The organism is Segatella copri, from assembly GCF_009494395.1.
Lineage (GTDB): Bacteria > Bacteroidota > Bacteroidia > Bacteroidales > Bacteroidaceae > Prevotella.
In genome coordinates this window covers 34,267-57,566 of record NZ_VZCB01000059.1, presented here as the reverse complement: position 1 = coordinate 57,566, position 23,300 = coordinate 34,267, and the positions used below count along the sequence as shown (strand labels likewise).

The 23,300-nt window shown below is 46.6% G+C and carries 29 protein-coding genes; 11 read left to right on the top strand and 18 right to left on the bottom strand.

The genetic code is table 11. The annotated features are described in order from the left end of the window. Positions 1–105: 105 nt before the first annotated feature. The 7 genes from F7D73_RS07880 (at position 106) to F7D73_RS07850 (ending at position 5,101) form a co-directional block, all read left to right on the top strand. Positions 106–321, top strand: coding sequence for a hypothetical protein (locus F7D73_RS07880; protein ID WP_119993562.1), 216 nt, complete (start codon positions 106–108; stop codon positions 319–321). A gap of 12 nt (positions 322–333) precedes the next feature. Next, complete coding sequence (locus F7D73_RS07875) at positions 334–558, top strand: hypothetical protein (protein WP_118312707.1); 225 nt, start codon at positions 334–336, stop codon at positions 556–558. Between the two features lie 12 nt (positions 559–570). Further along, on the top strand, positions 571–810 hold the full coding sequence (locus F7D73_RS07870) for a DUF6926 domain-containing protein (RefSeq protein WP_153123653.1): 240 nt from the start codon (positions 571–573) through the stop codon (positions 808–810). 23 nt (positions 811–833) lie between these two features. Next, positions 834–1,259, top strand: coding sequence for a PcfK-like family protein (locus tag F7D73_RS07865; protein ID WP_068856600.1), 426 nt, complete (start codon positions 834–836; stop codon positions 1,257–1,259). Continuing rightward, the gene (locus tag F7D73_RS07860; RefSeq protein ID WP_153123651.1) at positions 1,256–2,533 is read left to right on the top strand and encodes a PcfJ domain-containing protein; all 1,278 of its coding nucleotides are present in this window, start codon (positions 1,256–1,258) and stop codon (positions 2,531–2,533) included. The genes F7D73_RS07865 and F7D73_RS07860 overlap by 4 nt, the downstream gene beginning before the upstream one ends. A 202-nt stretch (positions 2,534–2,735) precedes the next feature. Continuing rightward, positions 2,736–3,788, top strand: a complete 1,053-nt coding sequence (locus F7D73_RS07855; RefSeq protein WP_153090821.1) for a transposase — start codon at positions 2,736–2,738, stop codon at positions 3,786–3,788. Between the two features lie 266 nt (positions 3,789–4,054). After that, a complete protein-coding gene (locus tag F7D73_RS07850; protein ID WP_117678396.1) occupies positions 4,055–5,101 on the top strand; it encodes an IS110 family transposase in 1,047 nt (348 codons plus the stop codon). Between the two features lie 352 nt (positions 5,102–5,453). Here F7D73_RS07850 and F7D73_RS07845 read toward each other — a convergent pair whose 3' ends face one another. From F7D73_RS07845 to F7D73_RS07760, 18 genes are all read right to left on the bottom strand, one after another. After that, a complete protein-coding gene (locus tag F7D73_RS07845) occupies positions 5,454–5,939 on the bottom strand; it encodes a lysozyme (RefSeq protein WP_153123649.1) in 486 nt (161 codons plus the stop codon). After that, complete coding sequence (locus F7D73_RS07840; RefSeq protein WP_437182303.1) at positions 5,936–6,427, bottom strand: DUF3872 domain-containing protein; 492 nt, start codon at positions 6,425–6,427, stop codon at positions 5,936–5,938. The genes F7D73_RS07845 and F7D73_RS07840 overlap by 4 nt, the downstream gene beginning before the upstream one ends. Before the next feature lie 15 nt (positions 6,428–6,442). Further along, a complete protein-coding gene (locus F7D73_RS07835) occupies positions 6,443–7,312 on the bottom strand; it encodes a toprim domain-containing protein (RefSeq protein WP_153123645.1) in 870 nt (289 codons plus the stop codon). A 12-nt stretch (positions 7,313–7,324) separates the two neighbouring features. Then, positions 7,325–7,906, bottom strand: coding sequence for a conjugal transfer protein TraO (locus F7D73_RS07830; RefSeq protein ID WP_153123643.1), 582 nt, complete (start codon positions 7,904–7,906; stop codon positions 7,325–7,327). Positions 7,907–7,909: 3 nt separating this feature from the next. Continuing rightward, on the bottom strand, positions 7,910–8,938 hold the full coding sequence (gene traN / locus F7D73_RS07825; RefSeq protein WP_153123641.1) for a conjugative transposon protein TraN: 1,029 nt from the start codon (positions 8,936–8,938) through the stop codon (positions 7,910–7,912). Between the two features lie 59 nt (positions 8,939–8,997). Beyond that, positions 8,998–10,341 carry a conjugative transposon protein TraM gene (traM, locus tag F7D73_RS07820; protein WP_153123639.1) on the bottom strand — a complete coding sequence of 448 codons (1,344 nt, stop codon included), beginning with the start codon at positions 10,339–10,341 and terminating at the stop codon, positions 8,998–9,000. After that, the gene (locus F7D73_RS07815) at positions 10,322–10,612 is read right to left on the bottom strand and encodes a TraL conjugative transposon family protein (RefSeq protein ID WP_153123638.1); all 291 of its coding nucleotides are present in this window, start codon (positions 10,610–10,612) and stop codon (positions 10,322–10,324) included. The genes traM and F7D73_RS07815 overlap by 20 nt, the downstream gene beginning before the upstream one ends. An 11-nt stretch (positions 10,613–10,623) precedes the next feature. Beyond that, positions 10,624–11,247 carry a conjugative transposon protein TraK gene (traK, locus tag F7D73_RS07810; protein ID WP_068856390.1) on the bottom strand — a complete coding sequence of 208 codons (624 nt, stop codon included), beginning with the start codon at positions 11,245–11,247 and terminating at the stop codon, positions 10,624–10,626. A gap of 30 nt (positions 11,248–11,277) precedes the next feature. Beyond that, entirely contained in the window at positions 11,278–12,291 is a 1,014-nt protein-coding gene (gene traJ / locus F7D73_RS07805) for a conjugative transposon protein TraJ (protein ID WP_068856391.1), read from the bottom strand. A 3-nt stretch (positions 12,292–12,294) separates the two neighbouring features. Further along, complete coding sequence (locus tag F7D73_RS07800) at positions 12,295–12,906, bottom strand: DUF4141 domain-containing protein (RefSeq protein ID WP_370867672.1); 612 nt, start codon at positions 12,904–12,906, stop codon at positions 12,295–12,297. A 48-nt stretch (positions 12,907–12,954) separates the two neighbouring features. After that, the gene (locus tag F7D73_RS07795; protein WP_153123635.1) at positions 12,955–15,456 is read right to left on the bottom strand and encodes a TraG family conjugative transposon ATPase; all 2,502 of its coding nucleotides are present in this window, start codon (positions 15,454–15,456) and stop codon (positions 12,955–12,957) included. Then, positions 15,453–15,779 carry a DUF4133 domain-containing protein gene (locus F7D73_RS07790; RefSeq protein ID WP_153123633.1) on the bottom strand — a complete coding sequence of 109 codons (327 nt, stop codon included), beginning with the start codon at positions 15,777–15,779 and terminating at the stop codon, positions 15,453–15,455. The genes F7D73_RS07795 and F7D73_RS07790 overlap by 4 nt, the downstream gene beginning before the upstream one ends. Before the next feature lie 21 nt (positions 15,780–15,800). Then, positions 15,801–16,106, bottom strand: a complete 306-nt coding sequence (locus tag F7D73_RS07785; protein ID WP_068856396.1) for a DUF4134 domain-containing protein — start codon at positions 16,104–16,106, stop codon at positions 15,801–15,803. A 156-nt stretch (positions 16,107–16,262) separates the two neighbouring features. After that, on the bottom strand, positions 16,263–16,589 hold the full coding sequence (locus tag F7D73_RS07780; RefSeq protein WP_153086559.1) for a DUF3408 domain-containing protein: 327 nt from the start codon (positions 16,587–16,589) through the stop codon (positions 16,263–16,265). A gap of 65 nt (positions 16,590–16,654) precedes the next feature. Next, positions 16,655–16,834, bottom strand: a complete 180-nt coding sequence (locus tag F7D73_RS07775) for a hypothetical protein (RefSeq protein ID WP_153086560.1) — start codon at positions 16,832–16,834, stop codon at positions 16,655–16,657. A gap of 18 nt (positions 16,835–16,852) precedes the next feature. Then, a complete protein-coding gene (locus F7D73_RS07770) occupies positions 16,853–17,554 on the bottom strand; it encodes a hypothetical protein (RefSeq protein WP_153123632.1) in 702 nt (233 codons plus the stop codon). A 1-nt stretch (position 17,555) separates the two neighbouring features. Further along, positions 17,556–17,966 (bottom strand): DUF3408 domain-containing protein, encoded by a 411-nt coding sequence (locus F7D73_RS07765; protein WP_153123630.1) that lies wholly within the window; start codon positions 17,964–17,966, stop codon positions 17,556–17,558. Between the two features lie 5 nt (positions 17,967–17,971). After that, complete coding sequence (locus F7D73_RS07760) at positions 17,972–18,733, bottom strand: ParA family protein (RefSeq protein ID WP_118313532.1); 762 nt, start codon at positions 18,731–18,733, stop codon at positions 17,972–17,974. A 531-nt stretch (positions 18,734–19,264) separates the two neighbouring features. On the opposite strand from F7D73_RS07760, the gene F7D73_RS16325 reads away from it, so the two are divergent. From F7D73_RS16325 to mobC, 4 genes are all read left to right on the top strand, one after another. Beyond that, the gene (locus F7D73_RS16325; RefSeq protein WP_256625080.1) at positions 19,265–19,393 is read left to right on the top strand and encodes a hypothetical protein; all 129 of its coding nucleotides are present in this window, start codon (positions 19,265–19,267) and stop codon (positions 19,391–19,393) included. 188 nt (positions 19,394–19,581) lie between these two features. Further along, the gene (mobA, locus tag F7D73_RS07755) at positions 19,582–20,001 is read left to right on the top strand and encodes a conjugal transfer protein MobA (protein ID WP_032856281.1); all 420 of its coding nucleotides are present in this window, start codon (positions 19,582–19,584) and stop codon (positions 19,999–20,001) included. Then, positions 19,986–21,239, top strand: coding sequence for a conjugal transfer protein MobB (mobB, locus tag F7D73_RS07750; RefSeq protein ID WP_153123628.1), 1,254 nt, complete (start codon positions 19,986–19,988; stop codon positions 21,237–21,239). The genes mobA and mobB overlap by 16 nt, the downstream gene beginning before the upstream one ends. 37 nt (positions 21,240–21,276) lie before the next feature. Then, positions 21,277–23,280, top strand: a complete 2,004-nt coding sequence (gene mobC, locus F7D73_RS07745; protein ID WP_153123626.1) for a conjugal transfer protein MobC — start codon at positions 21,277–21,279, stop codon at positions 23,278–23,280. Positions 23,281–23,300 lie beyond the last annotated feature (20 nt).

Here is a 23,300-nt window from a genome sequence, read left to right as displayed (position 1 = left end):
AGGAAGACGCAAAAAAAATGTCGGAAAAGGGAGCGACAAAAAGGTGAAGAAACGAGAACTTCCCTTCAGCTCCTGGAACCGCAAATAAATTTAATTCAAGGCTATATGACAACAAACATCAATATAACACAGACTTGGTGGAGATTACTCTCCGCAGTCGGCTCAACCCTCATCACTTTGGTGGCTTGGTTGGGATATATGGCTCTCTGCATAGTCGGTGAAGTCATATTGGGAATTGTGAAGTTCATCTTCGGCATCATCATTTCCATTCTTTCTATGGTGGTACTGATTGGAACATTCATTTGGTTATTGACACTTTAAGCATACAAGAATATGGGAACAAAAAGACATTCAAAGACTGCATCACAGCAGTGCAGATATTATGAGGTGGACAACATCTTTGAGTATATGGTGGACACATACATCAATGGTAACATCACATCATTCAAGGACATCTACAGAGAGTTGAACAAGGGCGCAAGACGTGATTTTGTGGACTTCATCTTCAACGAGGTGAACCCTAAATACACGATTGAGCTAATCAAGCAAACCATTTAACGAGCAAGCGATATGAACAGAAGCATTGAAGCGATACCTACATGGTCACTCTGCTACATCATCAACGGCGATGCAAGCGGACTGACTGACGAGGAAATCCGTATGGTGGACGAAGCCATACGCAAGAACAATATTGAGATAGTAAGTCCAAGATACAACGAGGACATGTGCACAGAACCTTACTTCAGCCGTTATCCGTTTTTCGGACTGCCTACAGAAGTTGAGGACTGCGACATCATCTATCACGAGTAACAACCCCTTTAACAACATCAGATATGAACACTACAGAATATTTCAAGAGAACCATACAAGCCTATTTGGAGGAGCGTGCAATGGAGGACGAACTCTTTGCAGCCAAATATGACAACCCCGACAAGAACATAGACGATTGCGTCACCTACATACTTAATTGGGTACAGAAGAGCGGTTGCAACGGCTTTTGCGATGACGAGATATATGGGCAAGCCATCCACTACTACGAGGAGAAGGACATCGAGGTCGGCAAACCTCTGAACTGCCAAGTGTCTGTCAACCACCACATCGAACTCACAGAGGAGGAGAAGGCACAGGCAAGACAGGAAGCCATCCGCCAATATCAGCAAGAGCAGATGAACAAGATGCGTAACCGAGATACCGCCAAGCGCACCTCACAGAGAGCAGACAACGAAGTACATCAACCATCATTATTCGACACGTTATGAAACCAAGAACGAAATATCAGAAGCAAGTCGTAACCTCAAACAAGGGGTTACGACCTATCAAGGGAGCGCAAATGCAATGGGCATTCCGTGAATGTCTTGACCACTATGCCTTTCAGTTGAAGCACGGACAGACCACCTGCATGGACTGCGGACACACTTGGACTACGGAAGAGGATGCGGACAAATGTGTCTGCCCGAAGTGTAAGGCAAAGTTGGAAGTGCAGCGCACCAAGCGACAGAAGGCAATGTCTTCTACCTATTTCAGTGTACTCACCGAGCGTAAGGGACTGCAACTTATGCGAGCATATCAGATGAAAGCCTATTACCGCAAGGGACAAAAGGCAGACATCTATTGTTGGGAGGTGGCACGCTATTGGATGAACGAGAAAGGCAAGGTGGAGGTTATGGCACGCAAGCGCACAATGGGTATCTATATGGACACGTTCTGCTACGACTCCGACATAGAACTGCGCAAGGACAACACCACCTATCAGCATATTGCTTCATTTCCGGTCTGCCCCGATATGAAAGTCATTCCTCAGATATGGCGCAACGGCTTTGACGGAGCGTTTCACGGCATCGAACCGCTTACATTGTTCAAGGCGATGCTGACAGACCACCGCATCGAAACGATGATGAAACAATGTCGTTACGGACACGTCCGCCACTTCATAGACCACCCACGGCACTTGGAAACTTGTTGGAATGCCTACAAGATAGCCAACCGCAACCATTACATTATTACAGACATCGGCAAATGGGCGGACTACATCTGTATGTTGGTGGAAATGGGCAAGGACATCAGAAGTCCACATTACATTTGTCCCGACAACCTTGAAGCCGAGCACGACAGAATATCCGAGAAAATCAGAGCAAAGAAAGAAAAGGAGCGCACCGAGGAGGAGATACGCAAGGCATTGAAGAACGAGGACAAGTTCAAGGAAATGAAGAGCCGTTTCTTCGGTTTGATATTCACGGACGGCAATATCGTGGTAAGAATGCTTGAAAGCGTCAGGGAGCACGTTCTTGAGGGCAAGGCGATGCATCATTGCGTAGGCAGCGGTACAAACTATTCACTCAATCCCGACTGCATCATCTTCTCTGCAAGAATAGCCGAACAAAGGGTTGAGACCGTGGAGTTTTCTCTCGAACAGATGAAAGTCGTACAATGCCACGGACTACAGAACAAGGACACCGAGCACCATGCCGACATCATCAACTTGGTGAACAGCAATGCAAGACTTATAGAGCAGCGTATGGTTGCAACGACATGAAATCCATAAGGGCGGAGCGATGAAAAATCGTTCCGCCACTTTCTTTCTTTTACCTTTGCACCCAGGAATCAAGTTAGGATATTTGGTTAATGGGTGTTAAGGTGAACTATCTTTCTTTCAAGGTATGCCCTTTCTCATGTCATAGTCCTTATATAATCCAGCCAACTTTCTTGATTCCATTTAACTATTAAATGTCAAAATTATGGATAAAGAACTTTACATAGGCGTGGATGTCTCAAAGCAGACTCTCGACCTTGCTTATTATGACGGAGAAAGCATTGATTGGAAGAAAGCCCATATAAAGGTGAGCAACAACAATGCAGGTTTCAAGAAAATTGGTTCATGGGTGGCAAAGGTAAGCAAGGGGGTTGATATAGTCTTGTTCTGTATGGAATATACAGGACTTTACACCCAAAACTTTAGACTGTGGTTGGAAGAGAAACATTATATTTATAGGATGGTGGAACCTCGCAAGATGCATCGCTTTGAGCCAGACTTGGATGATGGACTGCGTTCGCTCGACCGCATCAAGACTGACGAGCTTGATTCTTTCCGCATAGCCATTTACTGTGAGCAGAACCACAGAAAGATTCTTCGCAACCCATCAAAACTTCCTCCTCCTGTATATTTTAAGTTGAAGAGGCTTTTGGCGGAACGCAAGCAGACAGTCAAGCAGTCAGTCCTTTACAAGCAGCAGCTTCATGATATATGTGCGTATGACACAGATTTGTCTGTGGAACGTAAGAATGGGCAACTTAAAACGCTCAATGATGCACTTAAAGGCATAGACAATGAAATTGACATGTACATAAAAGAAGATGCGGACATCAGCAAGAACTTTTCCCTGCTGACATCAATACCTGGTATTGGGCGTGTTGTCGCACTTGAAACCATTGTCCTGACCGAAAACTTCATGGCAATAGATAACCCACGTAAATACGCTTGCTATATTGGTGTCGCTCCTTTCAAGAAAGAATCTGGTACATCTGTGAGAAAAGGCTCGTCAGTCTCTAAGAAAGGTTTTAAACAGGCAAAGGCAGACTTGTCCATTGCCTGTTTGGTTTGCATGCAGCACATTCCGAACATCAGAGATTACTGGGAACGCAAGAGAAAGGAGAAATGCAGTGGAATAGTGTTTAATGCAATCAAGTTTAAGATAATACTCCGTATGTTTGCCGTTATAAAACGAGGTACTCCGTATGTGGAGACGGACAATTATCGAAATGGGAAAAACAAGCAACCAGGAGTGAACTAACAGTGTTTTAAGACCATCACTATACCATGATAGAGTCTCTTGGTTGCTTTTGGCACTACCTTTGCGAGGAATCCTCAAAAGGAAGGAACTCCAGACAGAGGTAGTGAACTTTTTAATCTTAGGCAAAGCCCTTTCCCTTGATATAGTCTCCTCTGCCCGAAATGTCAGACTCAGTGCCTTTTAGGGAATTAGCTGTCCGTCCCAGCTTTTAAAAGATTTGGCTTATCCTGACATAGAGAGTTCCTTTCGTAAAGCGGTGCAAAGATATGAAAAATAAATCATTTGTAGGCATTGACATCTCTAAAAATGTCATAGATGTATCTATATTTCGTGAGGACACCAACATCAAAATGTTCCCTCATGAAGTGTTCAACAACACTCGCAAGGGATTTGGCGATATGTGCTCATGGCTCAAAAAGAGTCGTGTGGTACTTTCCCAAGCCCTGTTTGGCATGGAATTTACAGGTTGCTACTCCTTGGACTTGGAAAAATTCCTCACGTCCAAGAATTACTCTTTCTGTATGCTTAGTACACGTATAGTAAAACATCATCCTATGGGGACAATAGATAAGCGAGACAAGAATGACTCTGCAAAGATAGCTGACTTCCTCTATCGTTATGATGGCACGGAATGTGCCAAGCCATACAAGTTGCCAAGCAAGGCTATGCAACAATTGAAGCAACTTGTCAATGAGCGTAAGTTCCTTGTGGAGCAACGGACAAACTTTATGAACCGAATGCAGATGTTTGAAACGAAAGAGGATTCTGCCATGTATGAGAGCTACATTAAAAAGCTCAATCATGACATTGAGAAGATAGATCAGGAAGAGTGTGAATTAATGTCCAAGGAGGAAGATGTCTTTGACACTTTTCAGAATCTGTTGACGATACCAGGAATTGGTTTTGTCAATGCAACAAACATAATTGCCATCACACGAAACTTTACCGCTTTTGACACAGCTCGGCAATATGCGAGATATGTTGGCGTAGCTCCATGCAGTCACACTTCTGGTACCAGTGTGAAATGGCGTGCCCGACCTTCCGCACACTGTAACGGTCAAGTGAAAGCTGACCTGTCTATGGCGGCATTGAGAGCTGTTGAGTACGATGTGGAAATGCAAATGTTTTATAATCGAAAGTTAGGAGGCAGAAAAGATTCTGATACTAAGCGTAAGGCATTGAATGCCGTCAAGTTTAAGCTCATTCGCAGAATGTTTGCCATAGGCAAGCAAAAGAGAAAATGGGAAGTGTTGAACACCTCTGACGACAGAAAGAACTTACATATTGAAAAGTCCAAAGCAAGTGAACTATGACAATGTACCATTGTCTCTTATAGTCTTGTGAGGACAGATACGGATAACTAATTAGGAATCGAGCAAAAAGCTATTAAAAGAAAGAGTTCCGTATCGTTTTTTTGTAACAGAAAAGTCAAAAAATGTCTTCTTCTGCTACAGGGGTAGGTATGCCTATATGCTTTCTGGGGACTATTTTGCTTATTTTAACACAAAAAAGCTCTCAAAAATTTGGTGATGTCTTAGGAATCATGAGCCGAGGAGCGGAAAAGAAAGTGGCAAAGAAACCGTCTTGCCCTTATCTGCGATGCTTGCAAAAAACAAGGACAGCCCCCAATCAAAAGGACTGTCCTATTTTTATAAAACCTTATTACTATGGAGTAAACAAGAGCAGATACTCCATTTTTCTTCTTCGCTCGATGGAAGGCACTATCTTTCCGTTCCACCTTTTGAAGTCCACATAATCACGATAGATGTTTCTGTTGCCACTTCGCATCTTGGCATACATCCGGCTTTTCATCACCTTTCCACACCCCACATTGTAGGCAAGTGCAGCCAAGAGCAGCGAGTCACGACCGAAGTCACGAAACATGGCGCAGAGCTTTCTGAGGTCAGAGCGCAGCAAGGCATCGGCTTCCCGTTCCGTCATTCTTGGAGAAAACCTCTCGCCAGGCAACAGCTTGTGCCCATATCCGACATAAGGATGATGCTTCGCTCCGTGCAGACCTTCGTACTTCTTAATGCAGGCGACAGCCAACTCAAAACGTGACACATGACAAACTCGCTTTATCGCCCCTTGCGTCTGGGCAGACAAGCTGCCCGATACAAGAAGCAAGGCTAACAATATCATCAGCCTCATACGCTACCGAGTTTGTTGGCACTTCTCGCAAACTCTTCCTCCTCATCAGTATCGTTGAAACTGAACTCCATTTCGTATGACTTGCCGAAGTTGTCCTCCACCACCACGGTCAGCGTCTGTGTCTCCGTGCTTGCCGAGGTGTAGTAAAGACGGAACTTCTCGTTCTCCAACAGATAGCGGTCGTTTGGCAGGAACACCGTTCCGTTCTCCATTCTCAGCGAACCTTTTCCGTCATGCTGAAAATAGCGGATGGTATAGATGGTGCCGTCAAACTTACCCTCCGCCTTCAACTCGCAGCGGATTTCAACAGTCTGTCCACGCACAATGTCCTTTGGCACAGGCATCGTCTCCACCTTGAATGGATACGACTGCTGAATGTCCAGCTCATCGCTGCACGATGAAAGGATTACCGACACGGCACACACGAAAAGAAATGCCAACATGCTCACTGATTTCTTGATTTTATTGTTCTTCTTCATTGTCTTGATGTTTTTGAATGATTGTTACTTTCTTGTCTTATGGCTCATCAGGTACTCGTTCAAGTCCTTGTAGCCAGTGTATAGATGCGAATGGTCTATGACCTTATCTCCATATCGCTTTTGCAGTTCGACACAGGCATTCTCGCCTGCCTCGTCATTGTCCAAATGACAGTACACTTGTGCATAGCCATCCAAAAGATGATGCACCTTTTGCATATTAGCCACCGAGTTGAGGATAATATGATCCTCACCACGACCTATGCCGAGAATTACGGCAGAGAGGAAATCCATAAAACCCTCGTACAGATGGCAGACGTTGCTGTTCCTGCCAATGAGAGTGATGTCCTTTGGCGACACGCAACCTTTGAAGAAGCGGTTGCGTATCTCGTAGCCACCGCTGTTGTTCTTGAAACCGACAGCAAAAAACTGTTTGCCATTGTATCGGTATTCCACCTGACAGCAGAAACGGCTCGCCACGTCAGCCGATATGCCACGCTCACGCAAGTACTGCCTGAGAGCAGGATGGCTCAAAGGCTTTTCCACAATATCACTAAAGGGATTGCCTTTCGCCTTCACAGCCTTTTCCGCTATTCTTTGATAATGCGGAAACGATGTCGGGAAGCAGCCACCAAGCGTTTCAGATATGAACTTGGCTTGCGCCACAAACTCATTGCTGTTGATGAACTCTCCTGCGAGGTTGAAGATGTCACCACCTCTGGCGACGCCATAGTCATACCAGACATTCTTGTCCGTTGATACCCGAAGCGAAGGATTGCGGTCATTGCGGTATGGCGCATGATACCAAAGTCCCGAAGCCTTGTGCTTGACAGGCTCAATGCCGAGAATATAGAGAAAGTCCACGATAGGCACTTGCTTGATTTCATTGATGTCCATAGGCTCACTGTTTTAGTTGATGATGAACTTCATGCCGATGCCAAACTGCGTGTGGAAATGTCCTGTGCTGTTGCCCCAAACAAGCCTTTCCTTAACGGAAGCGGTCAAAGCTATAGCATCCGACAGGTATATTTCCGTTTCCAATGCCACGGCACCACCATATATAAGTGCTCCCTTGTTCTGCAAGGTCGCTCCGTCCGACATGGTTCTCTTGCCCCAGTTTACGGACTCATAGCCAGCCAGTGCCGTACCTCCGATATAGAACAGCACTGTCTTGCTGTTGTCGGAAAGGAAGTTGTAGGAATAACCGAACTCGCCCGTCATTTGTGCTATTGGAACGGAAGTTTCACGGTAAGGCTGATGTACTTGCATGTATTCCGCCCCATACGTCCACTTGTCACCACCCTTGGTATAGCTTGAAAGTCCGAGACCTGCATAATAGCCAGCCTTGCAGGACTTTTTGCCATTATACACTCCGTCAGCCATGCCGACCTTCACCTCAATGCCTTTCATCTGAGGAAGACATCTTTGGGCGAATGCCTGCCCTGCGGTGAGGGCAAGCATCGCCAAGATTGCAATGTTTCTTCTTTTCATCCGTTACTTCACGCTAAGTTCGTTGATTGTCAAAGCTCGCACCAAGTCGCTGTTCTCCACGATAAACGACTGATGGCGACCGCCTTCCTTCTCGTTCATCTCCACGACAAGCTCCTTGTCGTCTGGAATGGTAAATTTCGGCAAGCAGAACACCGTCTGCTCCGTTTTCTTGCCAGCCACACGCACCACATAGTTGTAGGCACGGACAGGAAGAAGCACCTGCTCCTGAATGGCGGTTCTTTTCGCCACCTTCTTGTCCACCACCTTGAACGTGATATAGTCCACGTCAAACGGCACGTTGCTCTGGTTCTTGATTTCTGTGTGGAAATACAGCAAGTCGCTGTGTACATAGATGCCCTTCAAAAGATACTGGATCCCGAAACGCTTGCTGCCGATGTGCTTCACCTTGCGTTTGTTCTCTTTATGGATTGACTTCATGATGAGGTGTACCAGCATGGGACTTTCCTTTCCCAACTCCTTGAGATAAATCTCCTGCGCATTGTTCGGGCGGTTCACCGCCTCACCGTCATGGATGAAGTCAGCCATCTCGATATTGAGCATGAGCGGTTCATTGGCATACTTCACATTGAATGTGTAGAATGAGCCATCCTCCGTGATGACGCTCATATTGGTCTCTTTCTTGAAGTTCTTCACGGCTGCTTTTACACGGATAACATTCTCCGCACCGTCCGCCTTGCCAGCTATCAAATCCTCTGATCCCAAGTCAACGTACTTGACAGAGGCAGGAAAGAGAATATGAACCGTCTTGTCATAAGTCACTTCCAAACCATGAGGTGGAATCATGCGGTCGAAGGTCAGCTTCTTGGTCAAGCCGTGATAGAGGTTGCTGTTCTCTTCCTTCTGCGGATACACCTCCTTGGTCAAGGTCAGTTTCTCTACCTGGTCGGAAGAAACATTGCTTACTTGCTCAGTCTTTACAGACTTCTGCGCTTTTTTCTTACCTGTCTTCTGCGCTGATGCAGTGCAGGCTACGCCCAGCATAAGGGCGAACATGATTGTTGTCTTCTTCATTTTAGTTTGCTTTTAATTAAACTTTTGGATTAAGTGGTATAAATGTTGTTGCCTTTCGGCTAATCTTCCTCTTGGTAGAGCATGACCCTGTAGCCAGCCTTCAGGTGTATCTTGACGGTACGCATCTTCTTGGAGATATACTGCGACACGCCTTGTATGACACCTTTTCCCAAGTCGGAGGCAAGCTGTGCCCCGGCATTGGAGGAAATGTTGATGCTGCTGTTCAGCGAGCTTCCCATGTTGGCACCAACTTCCTTGGCTGCGTCAACCTCCATCGACTTCGGAATGAAGATGCCCTCCTGACCGTCATTGTCATAGACGGCAAGCTCAATCGGGATAATCATGCCGTTGTGCTCAATGGACTTCAAGGCTATGGAAAGCCTTTCACCTTGCAATCGTGCCACTCCGACAATGACAGAATTTCGTGGTATCTCCCTATTGACGACATGCATAGATTCCAACAATCTCAACCTTACTGCCTGTCCGTCCGTTATGGTCTGGTTGCCGTGGATGCAGGCAGAAATCGTGTTTTTGTCGGAAACACCACCTCTTCCGATGGCGGTATTGAACCTTGCCGAAGCTTTTTCCGAGTAAGAGGCGACAAACTCCCCGTTACTCATGGGGCGGTTCAAGGACGAGACTACACGCCTTTGCACTTGCCTTACAGGGGAAACCTTGGCTTTCTTGCCCTTGGTGACAGTTTCCTTGTTTTCCTCTGTTGCAGTTTCTGCTGATGAAGGACTTGCCGCATTGGCATTTCCACCAGGCATGTACTTTGCCGCAAGTTGATAGGACTTCTCCATAAGGGCGACTTGCTCGTCCATATTGGAACGCTTGTTTTCCTGCTGCATCATGCTTGCCTCCAGCTCGTCAAGACGTTTCCTCAACTCAGCATCTTCGCTGCTTCCCCCTTGCTGTGGCTGTTCATAGAAACCGCCCAAGGTCGTGTTCAAGGTTTGGTATGCCTCGGCAGACGAGCGGATGGCATCCGCCTCCTGTCTTTCCGCTTTTGTTGGCTGCTGCCCAGACTGCATCAGGTCAAAGTCCTTTTCTTGCCGTGTAGCAGTCGAATCAATGCCTGGCATGTACTCACCAAGAGTGTTCATTGCTCTGCTTTTTTCCTTTTGCTTATTGGTAAGATCCTCCTTGGAGTATGCCTTGCGCTTGTCCGCCTCCACATCTGTCTTCTCCGCATCGGGCATTTCCATGTTGAATCCCTTGCTGCCTTTCTCACCTTCTGATGCAGACGGCTTGAAGATAAGCCATAGCACCAGACCGCAGACGAGGAACATGCACGGTATGGCAATCATCTTGTTACGCTTGATACGCTGTTCCTCTGTCAAAGGCTTCTTTTCCTTTGGAGCCTTAGCTGGCTCCATCTTGTCATTCTTCTCCTTCTCCATGTGTCAATTCATTCAGGTTGGTCACTTGCTGCCCCTTGTCGGTGGGCAACTTTACACTCTCAATATGCTCAACCTCTATATTTGAGGTCTTGCCGTTTCCGAAGTTGATGATGGCTGAACCTATCATGTAAAGGCTACAGAGGGCTAACAAGCCGAACATGACGAGCACGACTTTCAGTCTCACCCTTGGCGGAAGGGAATCCAGCCTGTCACGCAGTCTTCCCTTCATACCATTCACCTTTTCTTGGATTGTCTTTATCGGATTTTCCATTCTTGCTATTTTTATCGTTCTACTGTACTGATGTCCCTGTTCTCCACAATGGTGAAACCTTCAATGGTAAAACCATTCGGGTTATCATCGGAGCGTGTGGCGTTCACCAACCTGCATACGGTGACAAGACTTCTCTCCGTCACATTGCTCTCTCGGAGTATCACCTGCCGTGCGTAGGTCTTGGCTTGATAAGGGTAGTTATCAAAGTTACAGACCACGCTGTCAACTTGCAGCGACTGGTTGATGTTTCCCGCGATGAGTCTGTTGTAAAAACCTTTCTCCGCAAAGTCCTGGTAATAGTTGTATGCGCTCTTGTCTGCCAGCAGCAAGGCTCGTTTCACGTTGTGCTCGATGGCGCTCTTTTCGGGAGATAGCGTAAAGAACAGCTCATGAAAGCGTCTTACGTGTTCCCTTGCCTCGGCAGGTCTGTTCTGTGAGAGGTCTTGCGAGAGGGCGAGCATCAGCGACTTGCCTCCATCAAGGACGTATATCTTCTCGCGCTGCTTCTCCGCAAATCTGAATGCGAACACCACCGAGCATATTGCAACAACAGCGCAACCGATGACGAGGACGATGCAGAACAGGCGTATCTGTCTGAACGAGGTCTCGATATTCTTCAATGACTTGAATTCCATTTTTCTTTTCGTTGTATTGTTCATGAATGACTATATTTTCTTAAATCCGCTCTTGATGAGCCTTCCGGCACGTCCTGCCACATTTCCAGCCGTTGCTCCTGCGATGCTTCCGCCCAGTGAGCCTGCCGTGTTCACGTTCCGGTTGTAGTTGCCGATGCCGCCACCTGCCTGTATGATCCATCCCGCCACGGTCGGTATGGTGAAGTAACCGATGATTCCGATGATGAGGAAAACGATGTAAACACCGTTGCTTGCCTCAATGGAAAAATTCGGGTCGTTCTGCAATGCCTCGATGTCGTTTTGCAGCATCAGCACCTGTATCTTGGCAAGGATGGTACTGAACAAGTCCGAAACGGGTAGCCAGAGATAAATCTGTATGTACCTGCAGAACCATTGCGTCAGCGTGGACTGGAATCCGTCCCATACCGATATGGCGAAACAAAGCGGTCCGAGGATGGACAGGACAATGAGGAAGAATGTCCTCAGCACGTCTATGACCAGTGCAGCGGCTTGGAACAGCAGCTCCAGCAGTTCACGGAAGAAATCACGGATGCTCTTCTTCATGCTGTACATGCCACGCTCCACATACATTCCCGCCATTGTCACCACGTCGCCGGGTGACCAGCCGAGTTCGTCAAGCTGCTTGTCAAACTCCTCGTTGCTTACAAGGTATGCAGTTTCCGGATTGCGTTTCATCGCCTCATACTCCAGTTTGTCTTTCTGAGCCCGGTATTCATTCATGTCGAAGGTCTGTGTCTCCAGCATGGAATGTGTACCTTGCACGATGGGACTCATCACGCTGTTGAGCGTTCCGAGCACGATGGTCGGGAAGAACATGATGGCAAGTCCGATGGCAAACGGACGGAGCAGCGGAAATACGTCTATCGGCTCTGCTCTTGACAGTGACTGCCAAACCCTCAGGGCGACATAGAACAGCGCCCCAAGTCCTGCAAGTCCCTTGGCGATGTCCGTCATGTCGGAACACAGCGGCATCATCTCGTCATACAGGGAACGCAGTATCTGGTGAAGATTCTCGAAATCCATAGGCTACCAGTATTTCTCGTTTGACTTGCCGTAGAGTCCCATGATGCGGTCGAGGTCGTTTTTCTTCTTGGCACGCAGATAACTCACGGAAATGTTCTTGTTGGTATAATAGCTCACGAGATTGCGGTAACGCTTCATCTTCGAGTAGCAGCGTTCCACCACGTCCATTCGCTCCTTGTCCGTCATGGAAAGGGTCGTGATGTTCACCACGTTCTTCAGTTCTGTCAGCACATCGTTGCTTTCCTCCAGCAGTTTGGTGTAGCCGAAGCCGATGGCGGAGAGTTCCTCCACGGAGAAATTGTCATCGTGCATCATCTTCTGGTAGTTGTTGATGTAGATGTCTGTGATGTCACCCACCATGAGGATGGTCTGCTGCACCTTGCGTGCGTCCTTGACGAGGTTGTTCACCGACTTCAGCGCATCGTAGTACTTCTTACCCTGCTCATAAATTTTCACGGTCTCCTTGAAGTTGTTGATCATGTTCTGAGCCGTCGAAGACGTGTGGACGATGTTGTTGGACGAGTTGATGATACTCTGCGCAATGTTGGTAGGATCTATGACAGACCACTGTGCGCTTGCCTTTCCTACCATCAGCAGGAACAGGCAGATTGTCATGATTACTTTTGTTCTCATTTTTACTTTTGGATTAAGTGGATAATGAATTTACTTGTTCTCTTGTTTGTCCTCTGCAAGCTGTCGGATGGCAGCTTCCATGTCGTCACCGAGTTTCTCCGCCAATGCCCTCACCTCCAGTTTCTCACTTTCCTCAGTCGTATAGGCGAGATATTCCTGCGTGGACACCTCTGTGGCATATACTGCCGACTGTGTTCCTCCGAGTCCTATCCATACTTCCTTGTAGAGACGTGAGGGGTCGTTGGACTGGTTGATGGAGAGAATCTGTGACTTCTCCTTTTCCGTCAATCCGAGCAATGACTGTATCTGCTCGAACTTGTTCATGAACTTCCTCTGGTCAAGGAGTATCTTGCAGTCTGAGTTGTTGATGATACTGTCCTTCACGATAGCGGAGGATATGATGTCCTCGACTTCCTGCGTCACCACAACCGCCTCACCGAAGAACTTTCTGACCGTCTTATAAAGATACTTGATATAGGAAGCCATGTTTGCCGAAGCTATCGCTTTCCATGCTTCTTCTATCACTATCATCTTACGGATGCCTTTCAGGCGGCGCATCTTGTTGATGAACAGCTCCATGATGATGATGGTTGTGACCGGGAACAGGATTGGATGGTCCTTGATGGAATCTATCTCGAAAACGATGAACCGCTTGTGCAGCAGGTCAAGCTCCTTGTCTGAGTTCAGCAGATAGTCATATTCGCCACCTTTGTAGTAAGGTTCCAGCACGTTGAGAAATCCGTCTATATCAAAATCTTTCTCACGGACTTTCTTTTCTTCCAGTACCTTGCGGTATTCCGTTCCCACAAACTCATAGAAGGTATTGAAGCACGGCACGATGTCGCTTTCCTCTTTCAGTTTACCGATGTAGAGCGACACGGCATTTGACAAGGCGACCTCTTCCGCTCGTGTGGCAGGCTCGTTGTCCTTCTTCCAAAGCGTCAGGAGCAATGTCTTGATGCTCTCTCGCTTCTCGATGTCAAAGACCTTATCCTCGGTGAAAAAGGGATTGAATGAGATGGGACTCTCATCCGTATAGGTATAGTAGATACCGTCCTTTCCGCCTGTCTTTCTGTTAATCATCTCGCAGAGTCCCTGGTAGGAGTTTCCCGTATCGACCAAGACCACATGCGTGCCTTGCTCGTAATACTGTCTGACGAGGTGGTTCATGAAGAAGGACTTCCCGCTTCCCGAGGGTCCGAGCACGAACTTGTTGCGGTTGGTTGTTACGCCTTTTCTCATCGGCAAGTCAGAGATGTCAATGTGCAGCGGCTTGCCACTGATGCGGTCTGCCATCTTGATGCCGAACGGTGAGGGAGAATCCATATAGTTGGTTTCCTCCGTGAAGAGGCACACTGACTGCTCAATGAAGGTATGGAAACTCTCCTCTGACGGGAAATCTCCCTCGTTGCCGGGTATCGCTGCCCAGAAAAGTGTCGGACAATCTACCGTATTGTGGCGTGGCACACATTCCATGCTTGCCAACTGACTGCCCACATCATTGCGAAGATGCTTCAACTCTTCCATATCCTCGCCCCATGCCATAACATTGAAATGGGCACGGACAGACTGCAAGCCTTGTGAGTGAGCCTCGTTCAAATACTCGTCAATCCATTCCTTGTTGATGGCGTTCTGTCGGCTGTACCTTGACAGCGAGTGCATGTTACGGGCGGTTTTCTCGAACTTCTGCAAGGTCTCGTCACTGTTGTCTATGAATACATACTGGTTATAGATATGGTTGCAGGACAACAGCAAGCCAACTGGAGCGGCAAAGGACAGACGGCAGTCACTTCGGTCAGTTGACAATCGCTCAAAGCGGTTGTCCGTAGATACTTCCGTTGGCAGGTCTTCCGTTTGTGACAAGGTATGCAGACAAAGATGTTTGTTTCCTATACGCATACCACTTGCAGACAATTCCATATCCTCCAAACATTGCACGTTCTCCGTGGAGAGCGAGAGGTACTTGCCTACAAGTCCCGTTGTCCGTTCCGTGCCTGTGATTTCCTCATCCGTCAGTCTGCGTAAGGAGATATAGCCGGAGTCGTTGATGATTCTTGCGAACTGCTCCACGGCATCGAGGAATCTTGCGACCGTTTCCTTGTCCTTGATTTCCTTGGGGATGATATGCCCACGGCACAAGGTGGAAAAATTGCTCTGGTGTGTCATGCGCTCCTTGGAGGTCTTGGTAAGGAACAGGTAACACTGCTGATGCAGGTAAGGACGCTCATTGAAGTGTCGCTCATAGCTTCTTGACAGAAAGCTCATGTCGCTATTCTGCAAGTCCGGCTCATAGTTCTCTTTCACGAACCAGTCCTGCTTGTGTACAATGCTGTAGTCGGGCAGCACCTTGATAGCCTTGCACCATGCGGCATGTACCGACTCATACTCCTGCGATGTTACCGTGAAGATTTCGGGGAGCGTCACCTCGTAGGCGACCGTGATGTCGCCATCCTTGGAGATGATGCAGTCTTGCTCCACGGCAAGCAGCGGAAACTTGCTCTCAAGGGTGCTTGATTTTCTGATATTTCTCATTCTTCTTTCTTTTTATGTTTGAACATTCGGTTTGTTTTCTTTCGGTTGAGGATATAGCGTGGATGGCTCTTGGCGGCAAGGAGCTTCATCAGTCCATGCTCACCGTACTTGTTGTTCAGATGGAATGTTCCCCATACAAGCAATGATCCGAGCGTGAGACCCAAGCCGATGCAGACCAATTGATCCGCACCTGCCATATAGAGGACGACCACAAGGAAGAAGACGGCAAGCAGTCCACCTGCGAAGATGAAGAGGTACTGTGCCTTCAGTCCCTTGAACTCAACCGAATGACCGATGCCCTTGTTGATTGGGTAGTCAGCCATAAGTCTTATACCTTATTATATTTACAGGAAGAATGAGCGGAGGATGGTTGCGCTCACGATGAGGAAGATGCAGGCTCCGAACCAGCTTGCGGCAGTCTTGCTCGTGTCGGGGTCGCCAGATGAGAACTTGCCATACACCTTGATGCCTCCGATGAGACCCACCACGGCACCGATGGCGTAGATGAGTTTCGTTCCTGGGTCGAAGTAGGAGGTCACCATACTTGTTGCTTCGTTGATACCTGCAAGTCCGTTGCCTTGCGCGAATGTCTGTGATACGGCTGCGACAATCATCGCAGCGAGAAGAATGATTCTGTTTTTCTTGTTCATAAATCGTTTTTTGTCTGTGCCTTGGGGATTGGATGGTCCCGGCTGGCGGTTGATACTTTTGTTTACTCATGCGGCATGATGCCGACTTGTGGATTCAGTGGCGAGCTGAGATTTTAGCCGTAGTCTTTCTTTTTCATTGGCGTGCTTTTATTATTGTTAGAGGCGATATGCCTTTATACCTTCTTCAAACGCAGCCTTGATTTCAGCTGCATGAATGGCAAAATGTTCGTTTACGATGTTCTCGATGAAACTTGCCATGGAAACCTGTCCTTTGCCTACGACACTGACAAACTTCATTACTCGCTCATGAGTTTCCTCGCTGATGCTTACCTGTCTGCCAAGTCTTGCAGTAAAGCCTGCATCCGTCATGAACTTGCCGATGTACCCGTTTCTGTTGTTGGTACTTGCCGACACTGTTACACTCACTGTGGACTGAACACTGATGTGTTCCTTTGTCTCTCTGTTCTTTCTTGCTCTTTTCATTATTTTCACTTTTAAATTGTTATACAAATTCGAGGATATTAGATTCCCCTATGTTGTCTGATGCCTTATTTTCCTTTCTTTGAGCTGGATTTCTGTACTATCTTATGCTCTTTTAGGTAAGAGGTAACGAAATCATGGATTTTCTTCTTGCACTCATCATGATTTCTCATGAAAATCTCATAAAACTCCTTGGCATCCATCGAAGGAATTTGTCTCTTACCATTGTTCCTTTTTTTGTCTGTCATAATTTTCACTTTTTATTGTTATACAAAATCTCTGATATTGAAATCTTTGAAGTCTTCAGGAACAACAAGTTTTTTCTTCTTGATTACTTTTGTTGCTTTTCCAGACATGGGCTTGTCTGAGGAAATGTTCGACATATGCAATTCCATCAACGCATCTATTCTGCGTTTGATAATCTTGGAACGCTCTGCTATCATGTTGAAAAGCTCATTGCCTTCCATTTCCGAAAACACCTTGCCTGCATGAGAACATTCTTCGTTTGTAACATTCGGCTTGCTTGCAGTTTCGACAGCCTTGTCTATCTCCTCAAAGCTATTGCCACTTGCTTGTTCAACAACTGGCTCTTCTTCCGACTCCTCGTACTTCACGCCAACATCCTCAATGCGTGTATTCGTGAAAACTTCGTCCAACTTGTCATCAGGGATGCGAGCGGACTTCATTGAAGATTTGTCTTCCTCAAATGTCACTTCACTTTCCTTTATCGCTTCACCCTCGTCCTCCGGCTTAGTTTGCACAGGTTCCTTTTGGGTTTTTTTCGATGAGACTGTATAAGTGTGTCTGACGATGAAATCATCAGCAGGAATAGGCGGACTTTCCTTAGGCTCAACCTTGGGCTTTTCTATTCTCAACTTGTTCCTAAGCCATATGTCGGCATCAAACACCAATACAGCTATACTCCATACAAAATACAGGAGCACAATTGTCAATAACATTATTTCCATATTACCACATGATTATATCCTTGTTATTTTTCTTATACACTTCTTTGATAACCTCCCCATACTTTTGGAAATGTTCCGTCAGCACATGGTCTATATAGCCCGACAAGGACATGTCCTCACGGTTAATGACAGACACGAGGCGCATGATGGTTTCATGATACTCCTTTCGGATGTATGTCATCTTACCAGAACGGGCAGGATTCTCAGACCTGCGAATATACCTTTCTTGATATTCATCCATGAGAGAAGAAGTACCCTTGGAAGATATAGCTTCTTTCTGCTTGCTGACTTCGTTCTTTGGAGTCTCCTTTTGTGTAGGTTCTTCCGTTGATGCCCTGCTTGGTGGCATGTGTGGTCGGAATGAGTTTCTGAACTCTTCCGAGTCGATGGTTACTTTTAGATTCTTTGCCATACATATTACTTCTTTATGATTGATAAAATCTCGTCTGCCAACTTCTCGATGTTACTACCTTTTATCAGATGCTTGTCGGGAGGAAGAATTGTGGAACGAAAGACAGCCTTGTTGCCGACTTCGGCACATTCCTTTCTGAAACGCTTGCTGTCTGGGATGTATGTGTTCATCACCGACAGTCCAGCTCCGTCCATCACACGACTTGCTTTCTCATACAGATCGGTCTTCTCTCGTGCATCTACCATGTTCCATAGCATATACAGTTCCTTGATGTTGGTCTTTCCGATACTGATGAACGAATCGTTCAACTGACTGGCGAACATAATGGAACTTTTCAGCACCACATTGTCTGCCGTAATCGGGCAGAATATATAATCCATAGTGACGATGGTATTTATCACACCGAGGTTGTCAATCGTTCCTGCGAGGTCAAAGAAGATGAAGTCTGGCGGTGTGTCCATTTCCAAGAAAGGCTTTATTGCCTCCATAGCCTTTCCTGGGTGACTCTCTACGATTGGATAAGCAGACTTTCCTGTTCTTTTCAACTGCTCATAGGCTTGTCTCAACAGATACTCGTTACTCTCGATGCTCTGCATGTCACGTTCTCTCATGTCCTTGATGCTGAACTGTGGAAAATCGCAGTCAACCACAACGACATCGTAACCTCTGACATAATAAAGGAAACTTGCCATCAACACAGTTAGTGTTGTCTTGCCTGCCCCTCCCTTTTGGGTGGAGAAGGCGATGAATGTTGGTTCTTTCTTCATGTTTGTCTTTTTATGAGTTATACATCTTGTTTGTTATAATGCGGTATTGCATTTTTATTTGTGATACATCCTACATGCTATGGTGCAAATCTATGAGCCATGAGGCTTGCAAGTGATATTATATGTTATGCAACTTTCGTATCAGTTATACTGTTTTTATGCTTGCTATATGGCTTTTATATATGTCATGCTTCATAACTGTTCTATAGCCAGTCTGTATGTCATGCCACATTTGTGCATACTTATATTACATTTTACATATCAAGCATTTTGCATGTCAAACGTTTTATCATATTACATGTAATACGTTTTATATGATTGCATTGGAGCATACAAATATGCCACTTGTTTTGCATCATTCAAGACACGTATGTCTGTCATTCACGCTGCAAAGTAACAACGAAAAATCCGAAAAACAATGGTTTTCAAATCCTGTGGCAGCATGTTGCCGATAGTTGCAGTGGTTGTCTGGGGTGCATCTGTTCCAAGGGTGCTATTTTAGCCGTAATTTTGCACCCGAAAGGCAAAGCGATGGATAGCGCATCCATATCGTTCCGAGAAGAACAAGGCTTGATGTTCCGCAAAGGACTGGATTTCCCGAACAGCTTCCATTCGGGATGGGGACAGCTTCTTACAAAGGCTAACTCCAATCCACCCTAAGCGGATTTTTATGTCCTCAAAGACATAGCAAGGTATGTTTTGAGTTACTCAAAACCTTTGGAGTTACTCTCCAAAGACCTTGCCCTGCCGGGTTGGTAGCCTCTCCGAAGTCGGGCTCCCCATGTTCCAATCTGACGATAGTTTGTGCAATTCCATTATTGCCGCATGTACCACTTAATCCATTTTATATGAACACAGAAAGAAAACGAGGGGGACGAATCCCCAAGCTGAACCCGAAGTCGCACCATGTGATGCTTCGGTTCGACGATGACGAGTGGATGAAATTCCTCGTCATGTATGAGCAGACTGATGTGAAGGCAAAGGCTGTCTTTGCCAAGGCACGCATCTTCGGCGAGCCGTTCAAGGTGTTGCGAGAGGACAAGACACTGGTGGAATACTACACCAAACTTTCTTCTTTTCACTCGCAGTACCGAATGATTGGCAACAACTACAACCAGGTTGTCAAGGAACTCCGTTGTCATTTCTCAGAGAAAAAGGCGATGGCTTTGCTCTATAAGCTGGAGAATTGCACCAGGGAACTGGTCTCTCTTACCCGTGAGATTGTTGAACTAACCCGTAAGTTTGAGGAAAGATGGTCGCAAAGATAAGTTTCGGAAGTTCATTGTATGGGGCTCTGGCATACAATGGTGAGAAGATTAACAAGGAAGAGGGAAAACTCTTGGCTACAAACAAGATCTTCGATGATTGTTCGGGAAAGACGAGCATCGCCAATGCCTTGCGTGATTTCCAGCGATACCTTTCTCCGCACATCAGAACAGAGAAGCCTGTCGTGCATATATCCTTGAATCCGCATCCAGATGATGTGCTGACGGATATGGAAATGGAGAACATCGCCCGTGAATACTTGGAGCGCATGGGATATGGCAACCAGCCATACATGGTTTACAAGCATGAGGACATCGACCGTCATCACATGCACATCGTGACTATCCGAGTGGATGAAAACGGCAAGTGTTTGGATAGCCGATACAACTACCATAGGAGCAAGGCTATCACCCGTGACTTGGAGGAGAAGTACAATCTCCACAAGGCAGACCGCAAGCAACGCCAGGCAGACAATCCACTCCGCAAGGTGGATGTAAGCCAAGGCAATGTGAAGAAGCAGGTTGCCAATACTGTAAAATCACTCTGCACTACCTACAGGTTCCAGTCATTGGGCGAATACCGTGCACTTCTTTCCTTATATAATATATCCTTGGAGGAAGTCAGAGGCGAGGTTGGCGGTCGTGAGTATCATGGTTTTGTCTATTCTGCCACGGACGGACAGGGCAATAAGGTTGGAAATCCTTTCAAGGCTTCAAAGATTGACAGGTCTGTCGGTGCGGAGGCGATAGAAAAGCGGTTCGCTTATTCTACCAAGAAGTTTAAGGAGGACAAGAAACTCTCCGAGATGACCAAACATAGCGTGGAAGCAGTCTTGAAGCAGACGTACCATAAGGATAAGTTTGTTGAACTGCTGAAAGCAAAGGGCATTGATGTTGTTTTCCGCCATACAGCTGACGGCCGTATCTACGGAGCAACATTCATTGACCACCGCACCCAAAGCGTGTTCAATGGTTCAAGGCTTGGAACGAATCTTTCTGCCAATGCCATGCAGGAGCACTTCTCCTTACCTTACGAGAATGAGCAGCCGATACCGCTTACCATTCCAAAGGAAGATGGTGCAATCTCAGAACAAGAGCGTCACGATTCCGGCTTGTTCGATGAATACGGCAGCGGTCTTGGACTTATGGCAGGGAATGGTTCTTCCAACGAGGCACAGGAAGCAGCATTCGATAGAGAGTTACGCAGAAAGAAAAAGAAGCGAAAAGGGAGAAACCTTTAATCGTATTATCAAGGTATAACTTCAAAACAGAAAAACAATGGCACAAGAAGACGATTTGAGAGCATTGGGAAAAATAATGGATTTTCTCCGTGCTGTGAGTATCATACTCGCAATTATGAATGTATATTGGTATTGCTACGAGGCAATGCACATATGGGGAGTGACAATCGGGGTTGTTGACAGAATCCTTATCAACTTCAACCGTACAGGTGGCTTGTTTCATTCTATCCTCTACACCAAGCTGTTCTCGCTTTTACTCCTGGCGCTCTCATGTCTGGGAACCAAGGGCGTGAAAGCAGAAAAGATGAGTTGGAACAAGATTTGGACGGTTCTTGTCGTTGGCTCCTGTCTGTTCTTCCTCAACTGGTGGATATTATTGTTGCCTATATCTCATTTGGGCAATGCCACGCTATACATCTTTACAATGACAGCGGGTTATATCTGCCTATTGATGGGTGGACTGTGGATGAGCCGACTCTTGAAGCACAACCTCATGGAGGATGTCTTCAATAATGAGAACGAGAGCTTCATGCAGGAGACCAAACTAATGGAGAACGAGTATTCCGTCAATCTGCCAACACGATTCTATTACAAGAAGAAATGGCAGAGAGGATGGATCAACGTGGTCAATCCGTTCCGAGCGACCATCGTGTTAGGTACACCGGGTAGTGGTAAGTCCTTTGCTGTAGTGAACAACTACATCAAACAGCAGATAGAGAAGGGGTATTCAATGTATATCTATGATTTCAAGTTTTCCGACCTTTCGACGATTGCCTATAACCACATGATGAACCATCAGAATGGATATAAGGTCAAGCCCCAGTTCTATGTTATCAACTTTGATGATCCTCGCAGAAGTCATCGCTGCAATCCGATTCACCCGGATTTCATGAGTGACATTTCCGATGCTTATGAGAGTGCATACACCATCATGCTCAACCTCAACAAGACGTGGGTTCAGAAGCAGGGCGACTTTTTCGTGGAGAGTCCGATTATCCTCTTTGCAGCCATCATCTGGTACTTACGCATCTACAAGAACGGAAAGTATTGCACCTTTCCCCATGCCATCGAACTGCTCAACCGCAGATACGAGGATGTCTTTCCGATACTGACGAGCTATCCCGAACTTGAGAATTATCTTTCTCCGTTCATGGACGCATGGCAAGGTGGGGCAATGGAGCAGTTGGCGGGTCAGATTGCAAGCGCAAAGATTCCGCTGTCACGAATGATCTCACCACAACTCTATTGGGTGATGTCCGCAAGCGAGTTTACACTCGACATCAACAATCCCGAAGAACCGAAGATTCTATGTGTCGGCAACAATCCCGACCGTCAGAACATTTATGGTGCGGCACTTGGCTTGTACAACAGCCGCATCGTGAAACTCATCAACAAGAAGGGACAACTCAAATCATCCGTTATCATTGACGAGTTGCCGACCATCTATTTCAAAGGCTTGGATAATCTGATTGCTACGGCAAGAAGCAACAAGGTTGCCGTCTGCTTGGGCTTTCAGGACTTCTCACAGTTGGTCCGTGATTATGGGGATAAGGAGGCAAAGGTGGTTATCAATACCGTTGGTAATATCTTCAGCGGACAGGTTGTTGGCGAGACCGCCAAGACTTTATCCGAGCGTTTCGGCAAGGTGCTCCAAAAGCGCCAGTCTATTTCCATCAACCGTCAGGATGTCTCTACATCCATCAATACCCAGATGGACAGTCTCATTCCGCCGAGCAAGATTAGCGGACTCACCCAAGGTATGTTTGTCGGCTCTGTTTCCGACAACTTCACCGAGCGCATAGAGCAGAAGATCTTCCATGCCGAGATTGTCGTTGACACCGACAAAGTAAAGCGAGAGGAAAGCCATTATCAGCCTATCCCTATCATTAACGATTTCAAGGATACCAATGGCAACGACTGCATGAAGCAAGCTATTCAGGACAACTACAATCAGATAAAGGAGGACGTCAAACAGATTGTCAAGGATGAACTGGATCGCATCGCTGCTGACGAGAATTTGAAGCACTTGATACAGAAATAGAAACGACAAAGGCAGTGGAA